We start from the raw sequence: 16137 nt of genomic DNA on the forward strand, positions 1-16137 counted from the left end.
TCGCTCACTCGCTTCGCTCGTTCGCGGTACAATTCCTAACGCCCTCCCTCCGCACCGCACAGCACCGCACCGCCGAAGCCCTCGCGCCCTCCGGGCGCTCGCCCTTCATCCACCAGGAGAGCACAGCTCTCCTGAGCCTCGGCTCGCTCCCGCTCGCCGAGACACCAGGACCGCCCCACAATCGCCAATCGCACCGCAACCGCCGACCGCACCGCGGCCGCTCGGCGACAGCCGAGCACCCGCGAATCCTACCGCTGGGTCGTGTTTCCGACCGGGAGATGCCGTCGGAGCCAGCGGTCCCAGCGCCACGTAATGGCGACCATCCCGAGACCCAACAGCGCGCTCCCGATCGCCATCGCCACGAGATCCGAGATCATCGCACGCACCTCGTCACGCACCGCCCGACGCGCTACCTCGTACACCTCACGCTTCTCCTTCGGATCCATCTTTCATCCACCACTCATCACTTGCGTGTAAATAACCATTTCCTGCCACCAGAATAGCACAGGGATCCCCGCTACCGTTCGAACAGAACCGCCTTAGACCAGCTACTCGACCGCGCTCGCCGCCCGGATGATGCTCTCCTCGCCGAAGGCCGGGCCGACGAACTGCGCGCCGACCGGCAGGCCGTCCGCCGTGCCCGCGGGCACCGATATCGCGGGGAGGTCCGCGAGGTTCACCGGCACCGTGTTGGCGTCCATGAGGTAGAGCTGGAGCGGGTCGTCGAGGCTCTCGCCGAGTTTTGGGGGCAGGACGGGCATCGTCGGCGAGGCCAGCACGTCCGCCTCGGCGAGCACGTCGTCGAAGTCCCGCTTGATCCACGCGCGGGCGTCCTGGGCTTTCTTGTAGTACTTGTCGTGATACCCCGCCGAGAGCGCGTAGGTTCCGAGGAGGACCCGGCGCTTCACTTCTGACCCGAAGCCCGCCTCGCGCGAGCGAGCGAACGCGTCGTTCCAGTTCCCGTCGTAGTCGCCCTCGTCCGACGCACCCGAGACCCCGTACCGAACCCCGTCGAACCGCGCGAGGTTCGAGGAGGCCTCCGACATCGCGATGACGTAGTAGGCCTGGACGGCGTGGGCGAGCGAATCGAGGCTCACCTCGCGAACCTCGGCTCCCTGGGCTTCGAGGTCCGCGATGGTCCCCTCGAAGGCCGCGGTCACGCCCTCGTCGGCTCCCGAGACGAGCTCCGAGAGCACCCCGATCGTCATCCCGTCGACGTCGCCGTCGGCGGCCGCCGCGTAGTCGACATCCCTCTCCTGCTTTCGCGTCGTCGCGTCGTGCTCGTCCGGCCCCGCGACCACGTCGAGGAGTTCGGCGGCTTCCTCGACTGTGGGCGCGAGCGGCCCGATCTGCTCCAAACTATTGGCGTAGGCGACCAGCCCGTAGCGCGAGACCAACCCGTAGGTGGGTTTGATCCCGACGACGCCGCAGAACGCCGCCGGACAGCGTACCGATCCTCCAGTGTCCGAACCGAGCGCGAGGTCGGCCTCGCCCGCCGCCACCGCCGCGGCGCTCCCGCCCGAGGACCCACCGGGAACGCGCTCCTCGTCGACGGGATTCGTCGTCGGCCCGAAGTGGGAGGTCTCCGTGGTGGTGCCCATTCCGAACTCGTCCATGTTGGTCTTGCCGACGATGGTCGCCCCCGATCCCTTCAGCCGCTCGACGACGGTGGCGTCGTAGGGCGGCACGTAGTCGGCGAGCATCGCCGAGCCGCACGTGGTCTCGACCCCTTGCGTGCTGATGTTGTCCTTCACCGCGACCCGTTGGCCGTCGAGCACGCCGGACTCCACGGCTTCGATCGTCTCGCGGCTGATGAACGCGTCGTGGCTCATCCGACCGGCGGCCCCTCGAAGTAGCCGTTCTCGGTCGCCGATGCGTTGCTGAGGGCGTCCGCCTGGGACAACCCCTCCCGTACCTCGTCGGTCCGGAGGACGTTCACGAGGTCGGGCTCGGCCTCGACCGCGGGCACCTCGTCGAGCGCCGCGAAGGAGTCGAGGATCTCGGCGAACTGCGCCGCGAACCGCTCGCGCTCGTCGGGCGTGAGGTCCACCCGCGCGAGCTCGGCGACGTGCTCGACCGTCTCGGGGTCGACCGCCGTTTCGCTCATATCCGACGACGGCGAGCACGACCACTAAGCGTTTCGAATGTCCGACCAACACGGGGATGCCACGTCCCCTTCCCGACAACTCTCCGGGACCGGAAGCTCGAAACCCCGACCGCTCGCCGCTCTCGTATGGAGACGACTCGGCACTTCACCGCCACCGTGTACCTCGTCAACGACGGCGCGGTCGCGCTTCACCACCACCCCAAACTCGGCATTCGGATCCCGCCCGGCGGCCACGTCGACCGCGACGAACTCCCGCACGAGACCGCGGTCCGCGAGGTTCGCGAGGAGACGGGGTACAAGGTCGACCTGCTCGGCGACGCCCCCGCGGTCGACGCCCCGGACGGTCGCGCGCTCCCGACGCCACGCTACCAGCTGTGCTACGACATCGACGTGGGTCCCGAGGGCGTCTATCACCAGCACATCGATCAGGTCTACTTCGCGCGGGCTCCCCACCGCGAGATCGCCCCCGCCGGTGACGACGAACCGGGCCCCGAGGCGTGGGACTGGTACACCTCCACGGATCTCGATGCGGAAGCAGGTAGCGACTCGCTGGGACGTGATACGGTCCGGATCGCGAAGGAAGCGCTCGCGGCGGCTGAGCGCGCCGATTGAGCACGCCGGCGGGAGCGACGGCGGCTAGACCGCCGAACTGCGACGTCCGTCTCGTCCCCGAAGCGGGCTATCCGGCCCGGTGGAAGGGTTGTCTGGCCACCGTCGCGGAGAGCGCCGAGAGGGCTTCGCGGTCGACGCCCTCGGCGAACTGCTCGACGATCGCGAACACTTCGGCCTGGGAGACCTTCACGCCGCCCTCGCGGATCACGTCCTCGGGTCGGTCGGTGAGTTCCCGGAGCGTGCCGACCGCGAGGAGGTAGGGGACCGCCCACGCCGCGAGGGTGTTGCCGCTGGTCTCGGGTGTGGCTTCGAGGTAGGTCCGCGCGCCGTCGAGATAGCCCGTGGCGTGCTCGGCGACGCGGCGAACGACGGACGCGACGGCCGGGACGTTCTCGTCGGCACAGACTCGCTCCTGGTCGACGTCGTGCTCGCGGAGCCACGCCGCCGGGAGGTAGACGTTGTTCTCCTCGTAGTAGTCGTCGGTGACGTCCTTCGCGACGTTCACGAGTTGAAGGAGGAGGCCGAACGCGCGGTCGTGTTCGCGGAGGTGGCGGACCCGCTCGGGTGGGGCGTCGCGCGCGAGGAGGTTGGTCACGAGGGTGCCGACGGTGCCCGCGACGTACCAGCAGTACTCCTCGAGTTCGTCGAGGCTCTCGATGCGGATGCCGCCCGTCTCGGTGTGGCGCTCGACGAACATCGCCATCCCGTCGACGAGTTCGCGGATCGGGTCGCGGACCGCCGCCTTCGCCGTCGGGTCGAGGCCGTCGAAGGTCCTGCCGACGCGGTCGGCTCGGGCGACCACCGTCCAGTCGTCGTCGAGGTCGGCCGGAAGCCACGGTTCGACGGCCGCCACGAACGCCTCGATCTCGGTGGCGTCGTCGGGGTCGAGCGCGCGGCTGTAGGTCGAGAGCAGTTCGGCCTGGTCCTCGTCCGGGATGTGACCGGCGTCCTCGACGGTGTCGGCGACCCGACAGAGGAGGTAGCTCACGCAGACCTCGGTCGCCATCGGTTCGTCGAGCGCCGAAACCGTGAGTGCGAACGTCCGGGAGGTGCCCTGCAGCGCGTCGTGGCACCACCGTCGGTCGTCGGCGTCGGTCGGCTCGCTGGCGGTGGAGGTCATTCTCACCCTCCCTTCGGGATCACGTCACAAAAGCCCTCACAAAACCGTCGGTCAGCGCACATCGATTTCGGATCTCGTCCGGCCTACCCGAAGAGACCCGTGACCCGGCTCCGGATCCGGCGTTTGACCCCGCCGCTCGCCTGCCGGAGGCTGATCCGCCACGGGGTCCGTTTGCCGATGACCTCGGTCCGTCCGGCCGTGACCCCGTCGAGCACGCCCGAGACGGTTCGTTCGGCGGCGTCGACCTTCGTCACGGCCTGACCGACCATCTCCGCGATGTGGGCGTCGCTCCCCGCGGTCATCGGGAGGTCGTTCGCGCGGGCGAACCGCTCGGCGTGGCGGTTCGAGCGCCCGGTCAGGAGTCGCGAGTTGTAGATCTCGATGGCGTCGGCGGTGGCGAGCTCGGCGCGCGTGATGTGGGGCGCGACCCCGGAGCGCGAGCGCTGGAAGGGATGGGGGACCACCGCGATGCCGCCCTGGTCGCGGATCGCGGCGAGGGTCTCGCCGAAGGAGAGCCCCGCCGGGACCCGCTCGTTGATCCCGAGCGCGAGGACGTGGCCCGCGGCGGAGGTGACCTCCGAACCGGGGATCCCGACCAGCCCGTAGTCGGCGGCCCGGTCGGCGGCCGCGAGGCTGGCGTCGATCTCGTCGTGGTCGGTGATCGCGAGCGCGTCCAGCCCGACTGCTTCGGCCTGGGCCAGGAGGAGGTCGACGGGGTCGCGACCGTCGAACGACAGCTCGGAGTGACAGTGTAACTCGACCGACAGCACGGGTAGCGGTTTGCGCGACGGAGCAAAAAGGACTCGGTGTTCGACCGCTCGCCCGGACGTACATCCGATCTCAACCGAGCGACTCTCGGTTCCAATCGCCGGTCGCTGTGGCGCGCGCACGCGTCGGCGCGAACGACAGTGAGCGCCGAGCGCGAATCGGCGTGCGAGGGATGAGCGGAGTGAGCGGTTGCGAACGGAGCGAATCGGTTGGGGAGGCGTGTGGCCGATGCGGAGCGGAGGCGGTGGTGGGGCGGTCCCTCGTTTGCATCGGGATTTGGGAATTATCCCTGTCACAGCTCGATGTAACGTACTCGGAGTCGTGTGGTTCAGTACTCGCGCATCAGGAGTTCGCCCCAGGGCTCGAAGCCGTGACGCCGGTAGACCCCGTTCGCGGGGCCGTTGTCGGGGTCGACGTCGAGCGCGACCCGGTCGAGCGGGAGGTCCTGGGCCTCGACACACGCGAAGGCCGCGTCGAGCAGGTCGTCGACCAAGCCAGTTCCACGGTGAGCCTCGCCGACGTAGAGTTCGTTCACCACCCCAGCATCCCAGATCATCGAGAGCTCCTCGGGGAGCACGAAGACGTAGCCCGCGAGGTCGTCCCCCCGCTCCGCCGGGTCGGCCACCGCGATGCAGTCGGGGTTCTGCTCGATGCACCACTCTGCCCAGTCGAGGTAGCGCTCGCGATAGCCCTCGGTGAGCTTGCCGTCGTAGCTATCGGCCTTCGCGTCGCCACCGAGCCCCCCGAGTTCCCGCTCGAAGCGCTCCTTCAGCCCCCACAGTACCCCCGAATCCTTGGCCGGGTCGTATCGCCTGGTCTCCATGCTGACCCGTGGCCGAGAGCGCAGTTACGCGTTCCGAGACCACCGGAAGGATTATTCGGAGTTCCTGTTATGCCGAACTGTGTCCCGACTCTCGGTGCTCGCCAGATACGTGCTTGTGTTTCTCGGGCTGTTCGCACTCGTTCAGCCGTTTCCGATGTTGACCGTCCCGCCGGATCCGTTCTCGGGGCTACTCGCGTCCGGAGTCGCCATCGTTCTCGCCGCCGCGGCGACGATAGTGTTCGTGCGGCGGTCGCTATCGGTCCAGCGTCTCTTCCTGTTCATCCTCTGTGTCTACATCGTCGCGTTCGCGGTGCTCGTGACTACCTCGTTCGTCTTCACTGGTCTCGGGGTTTCGGACGCGACCCTGGTGAGTTACAGTCTCTCGTCGGTCGTCTTTCAGGCGTTCTTGCTCCTCGTCTCGTACGCCATCGCCTTCCACCTCGTCTACCGTGGCGGCTACGCCCGACTGAAAGCCCGGTTCGCGTAGGTCTGCCGCCGCTCCCGGATTCGTGCGAAGGCCAGTAGGGTTTTATTCGGGCCGTAGGTGTGGTGGGTATGACCGACCGCGGCCCGCGCCGGGAGCTCGCGAGCAAGATCGCCGGCGACGTGGTGCTGAGCGACGACCCCGGCGCGACGATCCGAAAGTGGCGCACCGACTTCGACGTACCCCAGACGGCGCTCGCCGACGAACTCGACATCTCGGCCTCGGTGGTCTCCGACTACGAGAGCGGTCGGCGGCAGAGCCCCGGCATCGGCGTCGTCAGACGCATTGTGACCGGTCTGCTCGACATCGACGAGGCGCGCGGCGGCGAGCACCTCCGTCAGTACGCCCGCCTCCTCTCGGCGGGGTTCGACCGCGAGGTCGTCCGCGACCTCCGGGAGTACCCGACCCCGGTGCGGCTCAACGGCTTCTACGACGCCATCGACGCAACGGAGGTCGTCACGGGCTCGCACGACACCGTCGCGGGCCACACGGTCATCAACTCGATCGAGGCGATAGTGCGGCTCTCCACCGAGGAGTTCTACCGGCTCTACGGCCAGAGCACGAACCGTGCGCTCGTCTTCACCGGGGTCTCGAACGGCGAGGGGGCGCTGGTCGCCCTCCGCGTCGTCACCCCGACGCCGACCGCGGTGGTGCTCCACGGCCTCGACACCGAGGACCTCTGGGAGCACGCCCCGGCGCTCGCGCGTGCCGACGGGTTCTCGCTCGCGGTGGCCGACGGCGACCTCGAAACGATGCTCGACGCCCTCGGCGGGATGACCTGAGTTCGCGGTCCGATCCCGGATCGGTGCCCCGCATGGCGAATCGTTAAACCGGGTTCCCACGAACCCGGGACATGGCCGTACCCCAGGGACAGAACCGGTCCGTTTTCGACATCAGTCACACGGAAGCGCCCGACTCCGAGACGCTCGTCGTTGGTTTCGCGGAGTTCGGGCTCGCGGGGCTCACCGCCGCCGACTACCTCGTCGACCACCTCGAACTCGAGGAGATCGGCCACGTCACCACCGAGGGACTGCCGGCCGTGACACCGTTCGAGAACGGCGCGCCGCGCCACGCCTCGCGGCTGTTTTCTAGACCCGACCTCGACATCACGGTGTTCATGAACGAACTCTTCGTGCCGCCGTGGGCCACCGACGCCGTCGCGGAGTCCGTCCTCGACTGGACCGAGGCGAACGACGTCGACGAGATCGCGGTGCTCTCTGGTGTCCCCTACCAGCACGGCCCCGACGAACACCGGACGTTCTACGTCGCCACCGAGGACTACCGCGACCATCGATTGGGCGACACCGAGATCCCGCCGATGCCCGGTGGCTTCTTCAACGGCCTCAACGCCAAGCTCGTCGCCCGCGGCATGGAGTCGCCGCTCCGGACGGGCGTGTTCGTCACGCCGGTCCACGCCCAGGTCCCCGATATCGAGGCCGCGATACGGCTGCTGGAGGCGGTCGAGTCGGTCTACGACCTCGCGGCCGACACCGACCCGCTCCGGACGTACGCCGCGAACCTCCAGCAGTACTACGCCGGGCTCGCCGAGCAGCTCGCCCCCGAGACGGACGACTCGCCCGACTGGATGTTCGGCTAACCGGCACGAGTTCGGTTCGGTCCGACGGCCGATGCGGATCGGCCCCTGTGTCAGCGGCGACAGAACTATCGTTTCGCTCCGCCGACCAGGAGTATGATCAGCCGCCGAACGCGCGCCCGGTTCGAGTTCCTCGTCAGCCTCTGTTCGCTCCCCGTGTTGCTGGCGTGGGGACGGCTCGTGACGGACGAGGAGGAGTCGACGTTCCCGGACCCGCGCTGGCTGGTCGCCGGCTTCGTCTACCGGGTCGGCTACTCGTGGGCTTACGACACCGACCGCGGCGACCTCCGGACGTCGCGGACGCGGCGAGCCGGCGTCAAGGGGGGCGTGAACACGCTCGTCCGTCGACTGCCCCAGGGCCGGTCGGCGGCGCGCTGGAGCTTCTCGCTTGGGGCGCGGTTGGGTCGCGTCGTCTATCGACTTCGCTATGGCGTTCTCGGTTCCGTTCCCGACGACGAGAACTGAAAAGCCGGTCGGAGTTCTCGAACGGTATCCCGACTATTCGACGTACTCGTAGACCCGTTCGTCCATCGGGCCGCGCCCGCTCAGGACGAACTCGGCGTCGGGCGTCGTGAACGCCTCGAAGTCGGTCTCCTTGTCGTGGTTGTGGACGTCGTGGACCTGCTCGTACTCCTCGAAGGAGATGTCGTAGCGCGCCGCGAGCTGGTCGTCGATGTCGAGGGCACCGATCTCCTCGGCCCAGCCCTCGCGGACGGTCTCGGTGTGGATCTCGGCCTGCGCGCCGCTGCCGTAGGAGCCGACGAGGAGTTTCTCGTTCGTCATGTCGACGTCGTCTTCGAGCGCGCGCTTGAGCGCGCTCGCGCGGGCGACGTGCACAGAACCGGTGTACCAGTTCCCGACGTGGCGCGCGATGTCGAGGGTCGGTTCGATGGCCCCCTCGTACCACTCGCGGTACGCCTCGGTCTCCTTCAGGTCGTCCATGTAGTCACGGACCGCGTCCATGAACTGTTCCTCGTCGTCGAACGCCTCGATCCGGGGCTGGCGACCGATCTCGGGTGCGAGGTCGTCCTCGATCGAGGAGTCGCGGATCATGTGGCGGTAGCCGAGCATCGCGGCCTTGCGCACCATGCCCGGGAACGGCGTGTGGAACGGGATGTAGCGGAACTGGTCGGGGTGCGTGGGTTCGGCGACCGACTCGTAGTCCTCCAGCGCCTCGCGCATCCGGGCGAGGTAGACCTGGACCGACCGTTTGCCGTCGACGCTCGGGAACTGCTGGTTGGGTTTGAGGAAGTCGGTCTCGTCGGCGCTCCCGAAGCCCTGTTCGGGGCTGAGTTCGACCAGACTCGGGTCCTCGGTCACGAGCATCGCCACCGCGCCCGCGCCCTGGGTGGCCTCGCCGGCGTCGCCGCGGGCGTAGAGCGCGGTGTCGGTCGCGATAACGAGCGCCGCGCGGCCGCGGTGGCGGCCGGCCCGGATCCAGTTGTAGGCGTCGTCGAGGCTCTGGGTCCCCGAGATACACGCGAACTTACGCTCGCCCTTGTTTGCGTGGTGGAAGTCGCCCTCGTAGACTTGTTCGAGACAGCCCGCGATGTAGGTTGAGACGGGTTTGGAGTTGTCGAACGCGCTCTCGGTCGCGACGTCGATCCGGCCGATGTCGTCGGGTTCCAACCCTTTCCGGTCCAGCAGCCGGTGGGCGGCGTTCGCCCCCATCGTCACGATGTCCTCGTCGACGTCGGGGAACGAACTCGCGTGGAGGCCGAGGCCCTTGGTGTACTTCTCGGGTGCTTCGTCCATCGCGGGGGCGAACGTCTCCGCGAGGTCGAGCCTGAGCTTTCCGGCGTGGATGGCGACCGCGTCGATGCCGACGCTGTTCATGGACCCCGGTGGGACGAGCGGTCATATGCCTCTGTCGATTCGAATATCGTCGATCGTCGAAATCGGAGACCGATCAGTCGGAGGTCGAACCGTCGCCCTCGGCCGAGGTGGCGGTCGTCGGTTTCCCGATGTAGTTCCCGAAGAGCCAGTCGTTCCAGTCGAGGTCGGTCCGGTTGTACGCCCGGCTCTCGTGGGTGTGGCTGTAGTTCAACAGCGCGACCAGCACCACCCCGCCGACGGTGTTGCCGAGCGTCGCCGGCACGAGGAACTCGGTGAAGAAGGCGAGGAGGGACTCCTCGCCGGAGAAGACCACGTAGAGTGTCTCGCCCGCGCCGACGATGCAGTGGGCGAGCTCGGCGGCTCCCACGGCGTACGTGAGCGCGAAGATGACCAGCACCCGGGCGGCGGTGTCACGCGCGGCGTGGATCAGCCAGACCATGCCGGCGATGAGCACGCCAGCGAAGACCCCTTTCCAGAAGATGGCTCCCCACGAGAGCTCGAAGAAGTGGTGACCGATCCGGCTGGCCATGGTGGCGGCTTCCGGTTCGAGGACGTGGGTGTTGGCGAGGACGTACGCGCTCGCCGCCACCCCGAGGATGTTCGCCGCGAAGACGACGGCCCACACGCGGAGCATGGCTGGGATCGACGCGACCCGTGTCATCACCAGCGTCACCGGCGTCAGCGTGTTCTCGGTGAACAGCTGATAGCTCCCGAGCACCACGAACATGAACCCGACCGGGTAGAGCAGGTAGCCCGCGGCCGAGGAGGCCCCGTTCTCGCCGGGGATCAGCCCCGAGAGCGCGGCGACGCCGATGAACGAGAGGCTCATCGCGAACCCCGCCGCGAGGCCGCTCAGGAAGAGCAACCGAAAGCTTCGGTTGAACTCCTCGTCGGCGGTCGCGAGGATCCGTTGGAAGATCTCGTCGGCGGAGAACCGGTCACGAACCGCCGACCCCGCGGCCGGTGCCCCCTGCTCCGACTTGTCGATCGTGCTCCGGAGCGCGTCTTCCGTGGCGCTCTCCTCCTCGTTCTGATCCTCGTCGTCGAGTGCCGGTTCGGAGTCGTCGGTCGTGTTGGGCGGGCGCTCGCGGTCGCTCATTCGCCTTCTTCCCTACCGGTCCGTGTCCAGAACATCGTGTGCGGATCTCGTGATCAGCGCATCTAAGCGTTGGGTTTGCGGGCGATCCGGGTCTCGCCGGACACGGCACATGCAGGCACCACACCCAAGTATATTCGTTCCGCTCTCGGCCCGGAATCTTCGTGTCGCGAGGAACCCCGCTCGACGAGCGGGGACGACGGACGCAGCGAGGCCATCGGATCCCGGTATCCCTCAGCGGCCCGGATAGGAGGCCTCCGAGAACCTGACACCGAACGAAGAGGTGTTGCAACGGCGATAGACGGGGCCGACCTCACTCCGCGGTCGTGTTCATCGCTCCTCACCTCTCGCACCGCCGCCGAACATGCTCATGCCGGGGGGAAGTCCCTCACAGGTCGCCGCTGAACTCGCGGTCCGTCAGGCGAGCGGCCGTGTCGGCGTCGCCACGGATGACCGACGGCGAGTTCACCGTCGCCCGATACGCGTTGTAGGTGGCGTAGGACTCACCGTCGATCTCGTGGGTATCCGTCCCCCGCTCGCCACCGAAGACCGCCCAGTCGGACTCGTCCACCCCGGACTTCTCGGTGTTGAACCAGTTCACCATCCGGACGTCGTTGTCGTCGGCGAACGAGAACAACCGCCGCACCCACCGTGCCTTCGCCGACGGGGTGTAGTCGTCACCCCGGAACGACGACGAGGCGACCTCGGGGAGCGCGACCGGTTTCGCGGTCAATTCCCGCATCCGTTCGAGCATGGACCCGAATATCTCCTCGGGCGTCCGCCACTCCGAGTACGACTGGGAATCCCCGAAGTTGAACCCGTCGAGACCGACCCAGTCGACGTAGTCGTCGCCCGGGTAGTAGGCTTCGGCCCGCACACCGCCGATCTCGTCGGCGTTCGGTGACCACATCCACTGGGTCGTCGTCTCGTCCAGCCCGCTTTCCGTGAAGATCGTGTGGATCCGTCTCCACATCTCGATGTAGTCGTTCGTCGTCGACGACGAGTCGGCGCTCCACGGGAACCAGTTGCCGTTCATCTCGTGGCCGGGCCGGAAGTAGAAGCGCCGCTGAGTGCCATCGTCGATGGTCCAGTCCCTGAGTCGTGTCGCCCACCGCTCTATGAGCGCGTCGTGGTCCCCGTCGGCGACCTCGCGCGCGATGTCGTCGGCGGTCTCGGTGGTCGTGCCGGTCGATGGAAGCCATGTGACGACGGGGACGGAGCCGGCCTCCCAGATGGGTGTCATCCGATTGGCGAGGAATCGGCTCACGACGTCCCTCGATCGCAACCCCTCGACGAACTCCATCGTGAGTGCGGGCGGATGGCCGAGCCAGCTCTCGAACAGTTCGAGATTGCTGGCGTACGACCCGGAGCCACCGATGTAGGCCCCTGTGAGGAGCGGATCGGAGGGCGCAGAGGCCGCGTCCGCCGTCGATGTCGTCGTCGGTGTGGACGTCGACTCCGGGGTGGTCGTCGATCCGGTCATCGAGGCGGAAGCGGCTGTCGTCGGGGAGCGGACCCCGGTCCCAGTGGAGCACGTCGACGATCCGGGGAGGGTCCCCGTCGGCGAGGACGTCTCAGCCGTCGACTGGGAGCACGGACCGCTCGTTCGGCGGGTCCAGTTTCGGACCGTCGCGCCGTTGGTGGAGGACCGGTTCGACGGTGTGTCGGCCGTCCCCGGAATGGGAGTCGGTCCGACGGCGTCGGTGGTGATGATGGACTGCTGGCGCGGGTCGGTCGTGACCTCGGTTACGGTGGTCGCCTCCGGCCGCGTCTCGGTCGTCGGGGCCCCATCGTCGTCCGACGAACAGCCAGCACTCATCACGAGCGTTCCCACACCGATACCCTTCAGAAGTCCTCGACGCGAAACTGCTGCCCCTCGGCTATCCGGCCCGGGCTCGGTCATCGTATAAAAGTCAGCCAGCAGGTTCCATTAAGTGTTCGGCTTGGTCGATCGAACGTATCGATCGCCGACCGAAGCGTCCGTGTGGCCTAGATCAGATCCCTGACGAGCTCGAAACCCATCCCGGTTCGAGGAGAGTGGCTGTTGGACGGTGTGACCCCGCCGACCTCGGTAGTCAATGCTCTCACGGCTGGTCGGCTTCGGCGGGAAGTCGAAACGTGAGCACCGTAACGACGGCCATGAGCAGTGCCAGTGAAAGATACCCCTCGTCGAAGAACCCCCGCTCGGCTACCGCACCGAAGAGCACCGGTCCCATCGACGCGAGCAACGAGGCGCTCGACCTGACGGCCCCCAATCCGGTGCCCTCTATCTCCGGTGGGATCGTCTCGGAGAGGTACGACTGGGTGATCGCACCTGACCCCAGCATCGAGCTGATGAGGACCGTATCCGCGGCGAGCAACCAGAACCGATCGAGGAAGGGGAGGAGGGCGAAACCGACGACCGCCCCGCCGAGGATGACCGGGAGCGACCGCCGGATCCCGATCGCGTCGTACGCGACCCCGGCGAGCGGTTTCGCGACGATGCCGAAGGCGAAGAACAGGCTGAACAACGCGCTCGCCGTCGTCGCGGAGAACCCCTTCTCGTCGATCAGATACGTTGGATAGAACGCTGAGAACGTCTGCAGAACCCCGATGTACAGGGTCAGGATGACGACCATTATCACCAACGTTGGGTGGTAGAGCTCCCCGAGCACGTCCGTGGCCCGCTGGAGGGTCAGCTCCGTGTCCGCCGTCTCGGACGGGGCGGCCGGTGGGAGCGCTCGCCAGACGGCGACCGCGACCACCACGAGGAGGGGCACGACGAAGCCGAGGCCGACCTGCCACGCGAGGCCGACGAGAACGCCGGCGACCAACGGAAGGACCGTCTGGCCGGTGTCGCCCGCCGCCATCGTTATCCCCAACACACGACCGATCCGGTCGGGATAGAGGTCCGAGAGAGCGGTGATCCGTGCGACCGGATACAGGGAGAGCCCGACACCCACCAGTCCGGTTGCCGCGAACAGGCTCCACGTCGTCGGGGCGAGAACGACCAACGACACCGCACCGGCGACGATCACCAATCCCGTCGCCAGGATCGTCCGCTCACCGTACCGGTCGGCCAGCACACCGCCCGGGACTTGCCCGATCGCATAGGTGATCCAGATGAGGGTAACCAACAGGCCAGCGGTGGTGAGCGTGAGGTCGAAGCGCTCGCTCAGCGACGGCAACAACACCGGATAGATCATCCGCGTCCCGTTCAGGAGGCCCCAGCCGAGCGCTATCGCGACTAGCTGCTTCCCCTTTCCGCCAGCCCACAGTGTTCCTAGTTCCCGTCGAAGAGAGATCAGCGTGTTCAAGGACCCCAGTTGTTCGCCTCTACCCCGGTCGGGTCAATAACGCTTGCAGTGCCAGCACGAAAATCCGGTTACTGAGACGGAACGAAAAACTTCGAAGGGTGTAGCACCGTGGTTGATCGCGGATATGGCCGAGCGTGTGGGACCAGACGTCACGTGACTGCTGACGAAGGATGACCAATACCCTCCCAAATTCCGGCTGCCGACCGGTCGATAGCTGGACGACGCGAGAGCGGTACGACACGCGAATACCCGCTTGTCGTCGAGACCTTTTATGCGACGAGCGCCAAGCGAGGCTATGGGTGAGCGTGCGTGTTACCTGGCCATCTGTCCCCGCTGTGACCTCCGGGTGTCCATCGCGGAGACGGAGTGCCCCGACTGTGGGGCCGAGATCGACGAGGGGAATTCCTGAGAACTGTGTACTCGTATCTATGACGGAACGGGTACTCGTCCCGCTCACGGACTCGAATCACGCATGGCCGGGGCTCGAGTACGCACTCGAATTGTATCCGGAGGCGGACGTCACGGTGATAAACGTCGTCGACCCGGCTGGAGCAGGCTATGGAGAACGTTCGTCCGGCGACGAAAACGAACGAGGGACTCCGGAGGACCAAGCAGCGGAGTTGTTCACGGCAGCGACCGACCTAGCGAACGAATCCGGGCGGGACCTCACCACGACCCTCATAGAGGGTCGCCCCGCTGCGGCGATCGTCGACCACTCGGAGGACCACTCCTTCGATGCGATCGTGATGGGGAGTCGCGGGCGGTCCGGCGTCTCCCGCGTCCTCCTCGGAAGCGTCGCCGGAACCGTGGTGGAGAACGCTTCGGTGCCGGTCACCGTCGTCCCGTGAGTCCCCGTTGGCCGGAGCGATGAACGACCGGATAGCGACGAGCCTTCACACGGGACTCCTGATCGCGGTCCTGGGGACGCTCACGTGGGCGAGTGGGCTGCCGACGTTGTTCCCGAGTTTGGGCCCGTCGGCGTTCGTCCTCGCGATGTTCCCCGAGAGCGAGGCGAGCAACCCGAAGCGAGTGATCGGAAGCCACGTCCTCGGGGCGGTCGCTGGCTTTCTCGCGTACCATCTGTTCGCACCGGGAATCGTCGTGACGGGCCACATCCCCCCGTTTTCGCTCGTCGGACTTCGATTGGCCGTGAGCAGCGTCGTCGCCATCGTACTGACCGTGACCGGTATGCTCCACTTCGGGATCCGCCACCCGCCAGCCTGCGCGACGACGCTCATCGTCGCACTCGGGTTGCTCCCGACCGTCTCCGACGGGGTGGTTATCATCGTTGCCGTCGTCGTCATCGTCGCCGTTCAGTTGCTCCTGCTTCGTATCGACGAGTTCCTCGGCGACGTCACGAACACGAGCCTCTCGTAGGCCGGAACGAACCGTCAGGAGTCGCCGGTCGTCTCGGCCTCGAAGTCCACGTCCTGTCGTTCGCCGGCGAGTTCGATGTGGCCGTAGTTGAGCAACCCGACGAAGACCGCTCCCCCGATGACGTTCCCGACCGTCGTCCAGAGGAGGAAGTGCACGAAGTCCCCGATGGTCACGCCCTGGCCCAGGAACATCGCGGAGACCACCTCGGTCGTCCCGAGGATGGCGTGATGGAACGGGCCGAAGCCGATCGCCCCGGTGACGACCAACGTGAACACGATCCGTCCGACCGTATCACGGCTGGCCGCGACGAGCCACGTGGTCATCCCCATGAGCCAACCGGCCACGACGCCGCTCAGGAGGATCGTCCACCACGGGAGAGGGACTAATGCATCCGCGAGCGTTCCGAACGCCGACGGCGAAACGATCCCCATCGACGGCCCGAGAACGGCGATGAGAGCAGCGAATAGCACGCATCCAAGCAGGTTCGAAACGTACGTTGCACCCCAGAGTCCGCCGAGGTCGCCGAGCGAAGCCCGGCGGTCGAGAACCGGGAGCACAGCCATCGTGGAGTGGGCGGTGAACAACTCCGTTTGCCCGAGAACCACGAACAGGAACGCTATCGAGGAGAGGCTTCCCAGCGCGACCTGCTGGACCAACTCGGATTCGAACCCGCCGGAAAACGTCAACGCCATCCCCATGAACAGCGCACCGAAGCTCAGGTTCAACCCCGCCGCGAGCCCGGACAGGAAGACTCCCGCCGTCGGGCGAGCGATCTCCTGAAGCGCTTCCTCCATCTCCCGTTCGAGGATGTTCTGGTAGGAGAGGGACCCACCGGAGGGCTCGTCGCTCCCCGTCTCAGTACTCATTCGAGGGACACCAACACGGTTCGACGACGATACCAGTCCCGATGGTAAGTCGGTTGGGCTTGCTGGGACCGACCCAGCTCGAAACGATCGCCGAACAGTTGTTCCTGGAGTAGTTCGGCGAGTGGCCAGCCTACGACGGCGACCCGTACCCGGGGGTT

General features: G+C 67.0%; 19 protein-coding genes. 8 read left to right on the forward strand and 11 right to left on the reverse strand.

The annotated features are described in order from the left end of the window. Positions 1-248 precede the first annotated feature (248 nt). The 3 genes from GT355_RS04230 to gatC form a co-directional block, all read right to left on the reverse strand. Positions 249-446 carry a hypothetical protein gene (locus GT355_RS04230; RefSeq protein ID WP_160133469.1) on the reverse strand — a complete coding sequence of 66 codons (198 nt, stop codon included), beginning with the start codon at positions 444-446 and terminating at the stop codon, positions 249-251. 102 nt (positions 447-548) lie between these two features. Further along, positions 549-1832 carry an Asp-tRNA(Asn)/Glu-tRNA(Gln) amidotransferase subunit GatA gene (gatA, locus tag GT355_RS04235; protein ID WP_160133470.1) on the reverse strand — a complete coding sequence of 428 codons (1284 nt, stop codon included), beginning with the start codon at positions 1830-1832 and terminating at the stop codon, positions 549-551. Continuing rightward, a complete protein-coding gene (gene gatC, locus GT355_RS04240; protein WP_160133471.1) occupies positions 1829-2107 on the reverse strand; it encodes an Asp-tRNA(Asn)/Glu-tRNA(Gln) amidotransferase subunit GatC in 279 nt (92 codons plus the stop codon). Before gatC ends, gatA begins: the two co-directional genes overlap by 4 nt. 126 nt (positions 2108-2233) lie before the next feature. Here gatC and GT355_RS04245 point away from each other — a divergent pair, with 126 nt between their 5' ends. After that, positions 2234-2719, forward strand: a complete 486-nt coding sequence (locus tag GT355_RS04245; RefSeq protein WP_160133472.1) for an NUDIX hydrolase — start codon at positions 2234-2236, stop codon at positions 2717-2719. Positions 2720-2786: 67 nt separating this feature from the next. Here GT355_RS04245 and GT355_RS04250 read toward each other — a convergent pair whose 3' ends face one another. The 3 genes from GT355_RS04250 to GT355_RS04260 all read right to left on the reverse strand — a co-directional run bounded on the left by GT355_RS04250 (position 2787) and on the right by GT355_RS04260 (position 5430). Next, positions 2787-3839, reverse strand: a complete 1053-nt coding sequence (locus GT355_RS04250) for a phytoene/squalene synthase family protein (RefSeq protein ID WP_160133473.1) — start codon at positions 3837-3839, stop codon at positions 2787-2789. A gap of 83 nt (positions 3840-3922) precedes the next feature. After that, positions 3923-4609, reverse strand: coding sequence for a PHP domain-containing protein (locus GT355_RS04255; protein WP_160133474.1), 687 nt, complete (start codon positions 4607-4609; stop codon positions 3923-3925). A 326-nt stretch (positions 4610-4935) separates the two neighbouring features. Then, a complete protein-coding gene (locus tag GT355_RS04260) occupies positions 4936-5430 on the reverse strand; it encodes a GNAT family N-acetyltransferase (RefSeq protein ID WP_160133475.1) in 495 nt (164 codons plus the stop codon). 79 nt (positions 5431-5509) lie between these two features. Between GT355_RS04260 and GT355_RS04265 the strand changes: the two genes are divergently transcribed. The 4 genes from GT355_RS04265 (at position 5510) to GT355_RS04280 (ending at position 7973) form a co-directional block, all read left to right on the forward strand. Beyond that, on the forward strand, positions 5510-5917 hold the full coding sequence (locus GT355_RS04265) for a hypothetical protein (protein ID WP_160133476.1): 408 nt from the start codon (positions 5510-5512) through the stop codon (positions 5915-5917). 68 nt (positions 5918-5985) lie between these two features. After that, complete coding sequence (locus GT355_RS04270) at positions 5986-6696, forward strand: helix-turn-helix domain-containing protein (protein ID WP_160133477.1); 711 nt, start codon at positions 5986-5988, stop codon at positions 6694-6696. 71 nt (positions 6697-6767) lie between these two features. Beyond that, entirely contained in the window at positions 6768-7511 is a 744-nt protein-coding gene (locus GT355_RS04275; RefSeq protein WP_160133478.1) for a proteasome assembly chaperone family protein, read from the forward strand. Positions 7512-7604: 93 nt separating this feature from the next. Further along, the gene (locus tag GT355_RS04280) at positions 7605-7973 is read left to right on the forward strand and encodes a DUF8097 family protein (protein WP_160133479.1); all 369 of its coding nucleotides are present in this window, start codon (positions 7605-7607) and stop codon (positions 7971-7973) included. 33 nt (positions 7974-8006) lie between these two features. Here GT355_RS04280 and hmgB read toward each other — a convergent pair whose 3' ends face one another. From hmgB to GT355_RS04295, 3 genes are all read right to left on the reverse strand, one after another. Beyond that, positions 8007-9344 (reverse strand): hydroxymethylglutaryl-CoA synthase, encoded by a 1338-nt coding sequence (gene hmgB, locus GT355_RS04285; protein WP_160133480.1) that lies wholly within the window; start codon positions 9342-9344, stop codon positions 8007-8009. Positions 9345-9417: 73 nt separating this feature from the next. After that, on the reverse strand, positions 9418-10443 hold the full coding sequence (locus GT355_RS04290; RefSeq protein WP_160133481.1) for a formate/nitrite transporter family protein: 1026 nt from the start codon (positions 10441-10443) through the stop codon (positions 9418-9420). A 385-nt stretch (positions 10444-10828) separates the two neighbouring features. Next, complete coding sequence (locus GT355_RS04295) at positions 10829-11923, reverse strand: glycoside hydrolase family 26 protein (protein WP_240145706.1); 1095 nt, start codon at positions 11921-11923, stop codon at positions 10829-10831. Here GT355_RS04295 and GT355_RS04300 point away from each other — a divergent pair. Further along, complete coding sequence (locus GT355_RS04300) at positions 11904-12350, forward strand: hypothetical protein (RefSeq protein ID WP_240145707.1); 447 nt, start codon at positions 11904-11906, stop codon at positions 12348-12350. The two genes, GT355_RS04295 and GT355_RS04300, sit on opposite strands and share 20 nt — an antisense overlap. A 174-nt stretch (positions 12351-12524) precedes the next feature. Here GT355_RS04300 and GT355_RS04305 read toward each other — a convergent pair whose 3' ends face one another. Next, positions 12525-13625: an MFS transporter gene (locus GT355_RS04305; RefSeq protein WP_160133483.1), complete on the reverse strand. Its 1101-nt coding sequence runs from the start codon at positions 13623-13625 to the stop codon at positions 12525-12527. A gap of 539 nt (positions 13626-14164) precedes the next feature. On the opposite strand from GT355_RS04305, the gene GT355_RS04310 reads away from it, so the two are divergent. Both GT355_RS04310 and GT355_RS04315 read left to right on the forward strand, forming a co-directional pair. After that, complete coding sequence (locus tag GT355_RS04310) at positions 14165-14584, forward strand: universal stress protein (protein ID WP_160133484.1); 420 nt, start codon at positions 14165-14167, stop codon at positions 14582-14584. Between the two features lie 19 nt (positions 14585-14603). Beyond that, positions 14604-15113: an HPP family protein gene (locus tag GT355_RS04315; protein ID WP_160133485.1), complete on the forward strand. Its 510-nt coding sequence runs from the start codon at positions 14604-14606 to the stop codon at positions 15111-15113. A gap of 14 nt (positions 15114-15127) precedes the next feature. Here GT355_RS04315 and GT355_RS04320 read toward each other — a convergent pair whose 3' ends face one another. Further along, a complete protein-coding gene (locus GT355_RS04320; RefSeq protein WP_160133486.1) occupies positions 15128-15979 on the reverse strand; it encodes a formate/nitrite transporter family protein in 852 nt (283 codons plus the stop codon). Positions 15980-16137: the final 158 nt, after the last annotated feature.

This window comes from Halococcus salsus, assembly GCF_009900715.1.
Lineage (GTDB): Archaea > Halobacteriota > Halobacteria > Halobacteriales > Halococcaceae > Halococcus > Halococcus salsus.

Excerpts from the sequence above, each read along its gene's own strand:
- GT355_RS04315 (WP_160133485.1), top strand. The coding sequence starts at position 14,604 with ATGAACGACCGGATAGCGACGAGCCTTCACACGGGACTCCTGATCGCG.
- GT355_RS04275 (WP_160133478.1), top strand. The coding sequence starts at position 6,768 with ATGGCCGTACCCCAGGGACAGAACCGGTCCGTTTTCGACATCAGTCAC.
- GT355_RS04310 (WP_160133484.1), top strand. The coding sequence starts at position 14,165 with ATGACGGAACGGGTACTCGTCCCGCTCACGGACTCGAATCACGCATGG.
- gatC (WP_160133471.1), bottom strand. The coding sequence starts at position 2,107 with ATGAGCGAAACGGCGGTCGACCCCGAGACGGTCGAGCACGTCGCCGAG.
- gatA (WP_160133470.1), bottom strand. The coding sequence starts at position 1,832 with ATGAGCCACGACGCGTTCATCAGCCGCGAGACGATCGAAGCCGTGGAG.
- GT355_RS04250 (WP_160133473.1), bottom strand. The coding sequence starts at position 3,839 with ATGACCTCCACCGCCAGCGAGCCGACCGACGCCGACGACCGACGGTGG.
- GT355_RS04295 (WP_240145706.1), bottom strand. The coding sequence starts at position 11,923 with ATGACCGGATCGACGACCACCCCGGAGTCGACGTCCACACCGACGACG.
- GT355_RS04260 (WP_160133475.1), bottom strand. The coding sequence starts at position 5,430 with ATGGAGACCAGGCGATACGACCCGGCCAAGGATTCGGGGGTACTGTGG.
- GT355_RS04245 (WP_160133472.1), top strand. The coding sequence starts at position 2,234 with ATGGAGACGACTCGGCACTTCACCGCCACCGTGTACCTCGTCAACGAC.
- GT355_RS04305 (WP_160133483.1), bottom strand. The coding sequence starts at position 13,625 with ATGATCTATCCGGTGTTGTTGCCGTCGCTGAGCGAGCGCTTCGACCTC.
- GT355_RS04320 (WP_160133486.1), bottom strand. The coding sequence starts at position 15,979 with ATGAGTACTGAGACGGGGAGCGACGAGCCCTCCGGTGGGTCCCTCTCC.
- GT355_RS04280 (WP_160133479.1), top strand. The coding sequence starts at position 7,605 with ATGATCAGCCGCCGAACGCGCGCCCGGTTCGAGTTCCTCGTCAGCCTC.
- GT355_RS04270 (WP_160133477.1), top strand. The coding sequence starts at position 5,986 with ATGACCGACCGCGGCCCGCGCCGGGAGCTCGCGAGCAAGATCGCCGGC.
- GT355_RS04290 (WP_160133481.1), bottom strand. The coding sequence starts at position 10,443 with ATGAGCGACCGCGAGCGCCCGCCCAACACGACCGACGACTCCGAACCG.
- GT355_RS04230 (WP_160133469.1), bottom strand. The coding sequence starts at position 446 with ATGGATCCGAAGGAGAAGCGTGAGGTGTACGAGGTAGCGCGTCGGGCG.
- hmgB (WP_160133480.1), bottom strand. The coding sequence starts at position 9,344 with ATGAACAGCGTCGGCATCGACGCGGTCGCCATCCACGCCGGAAAGCTC.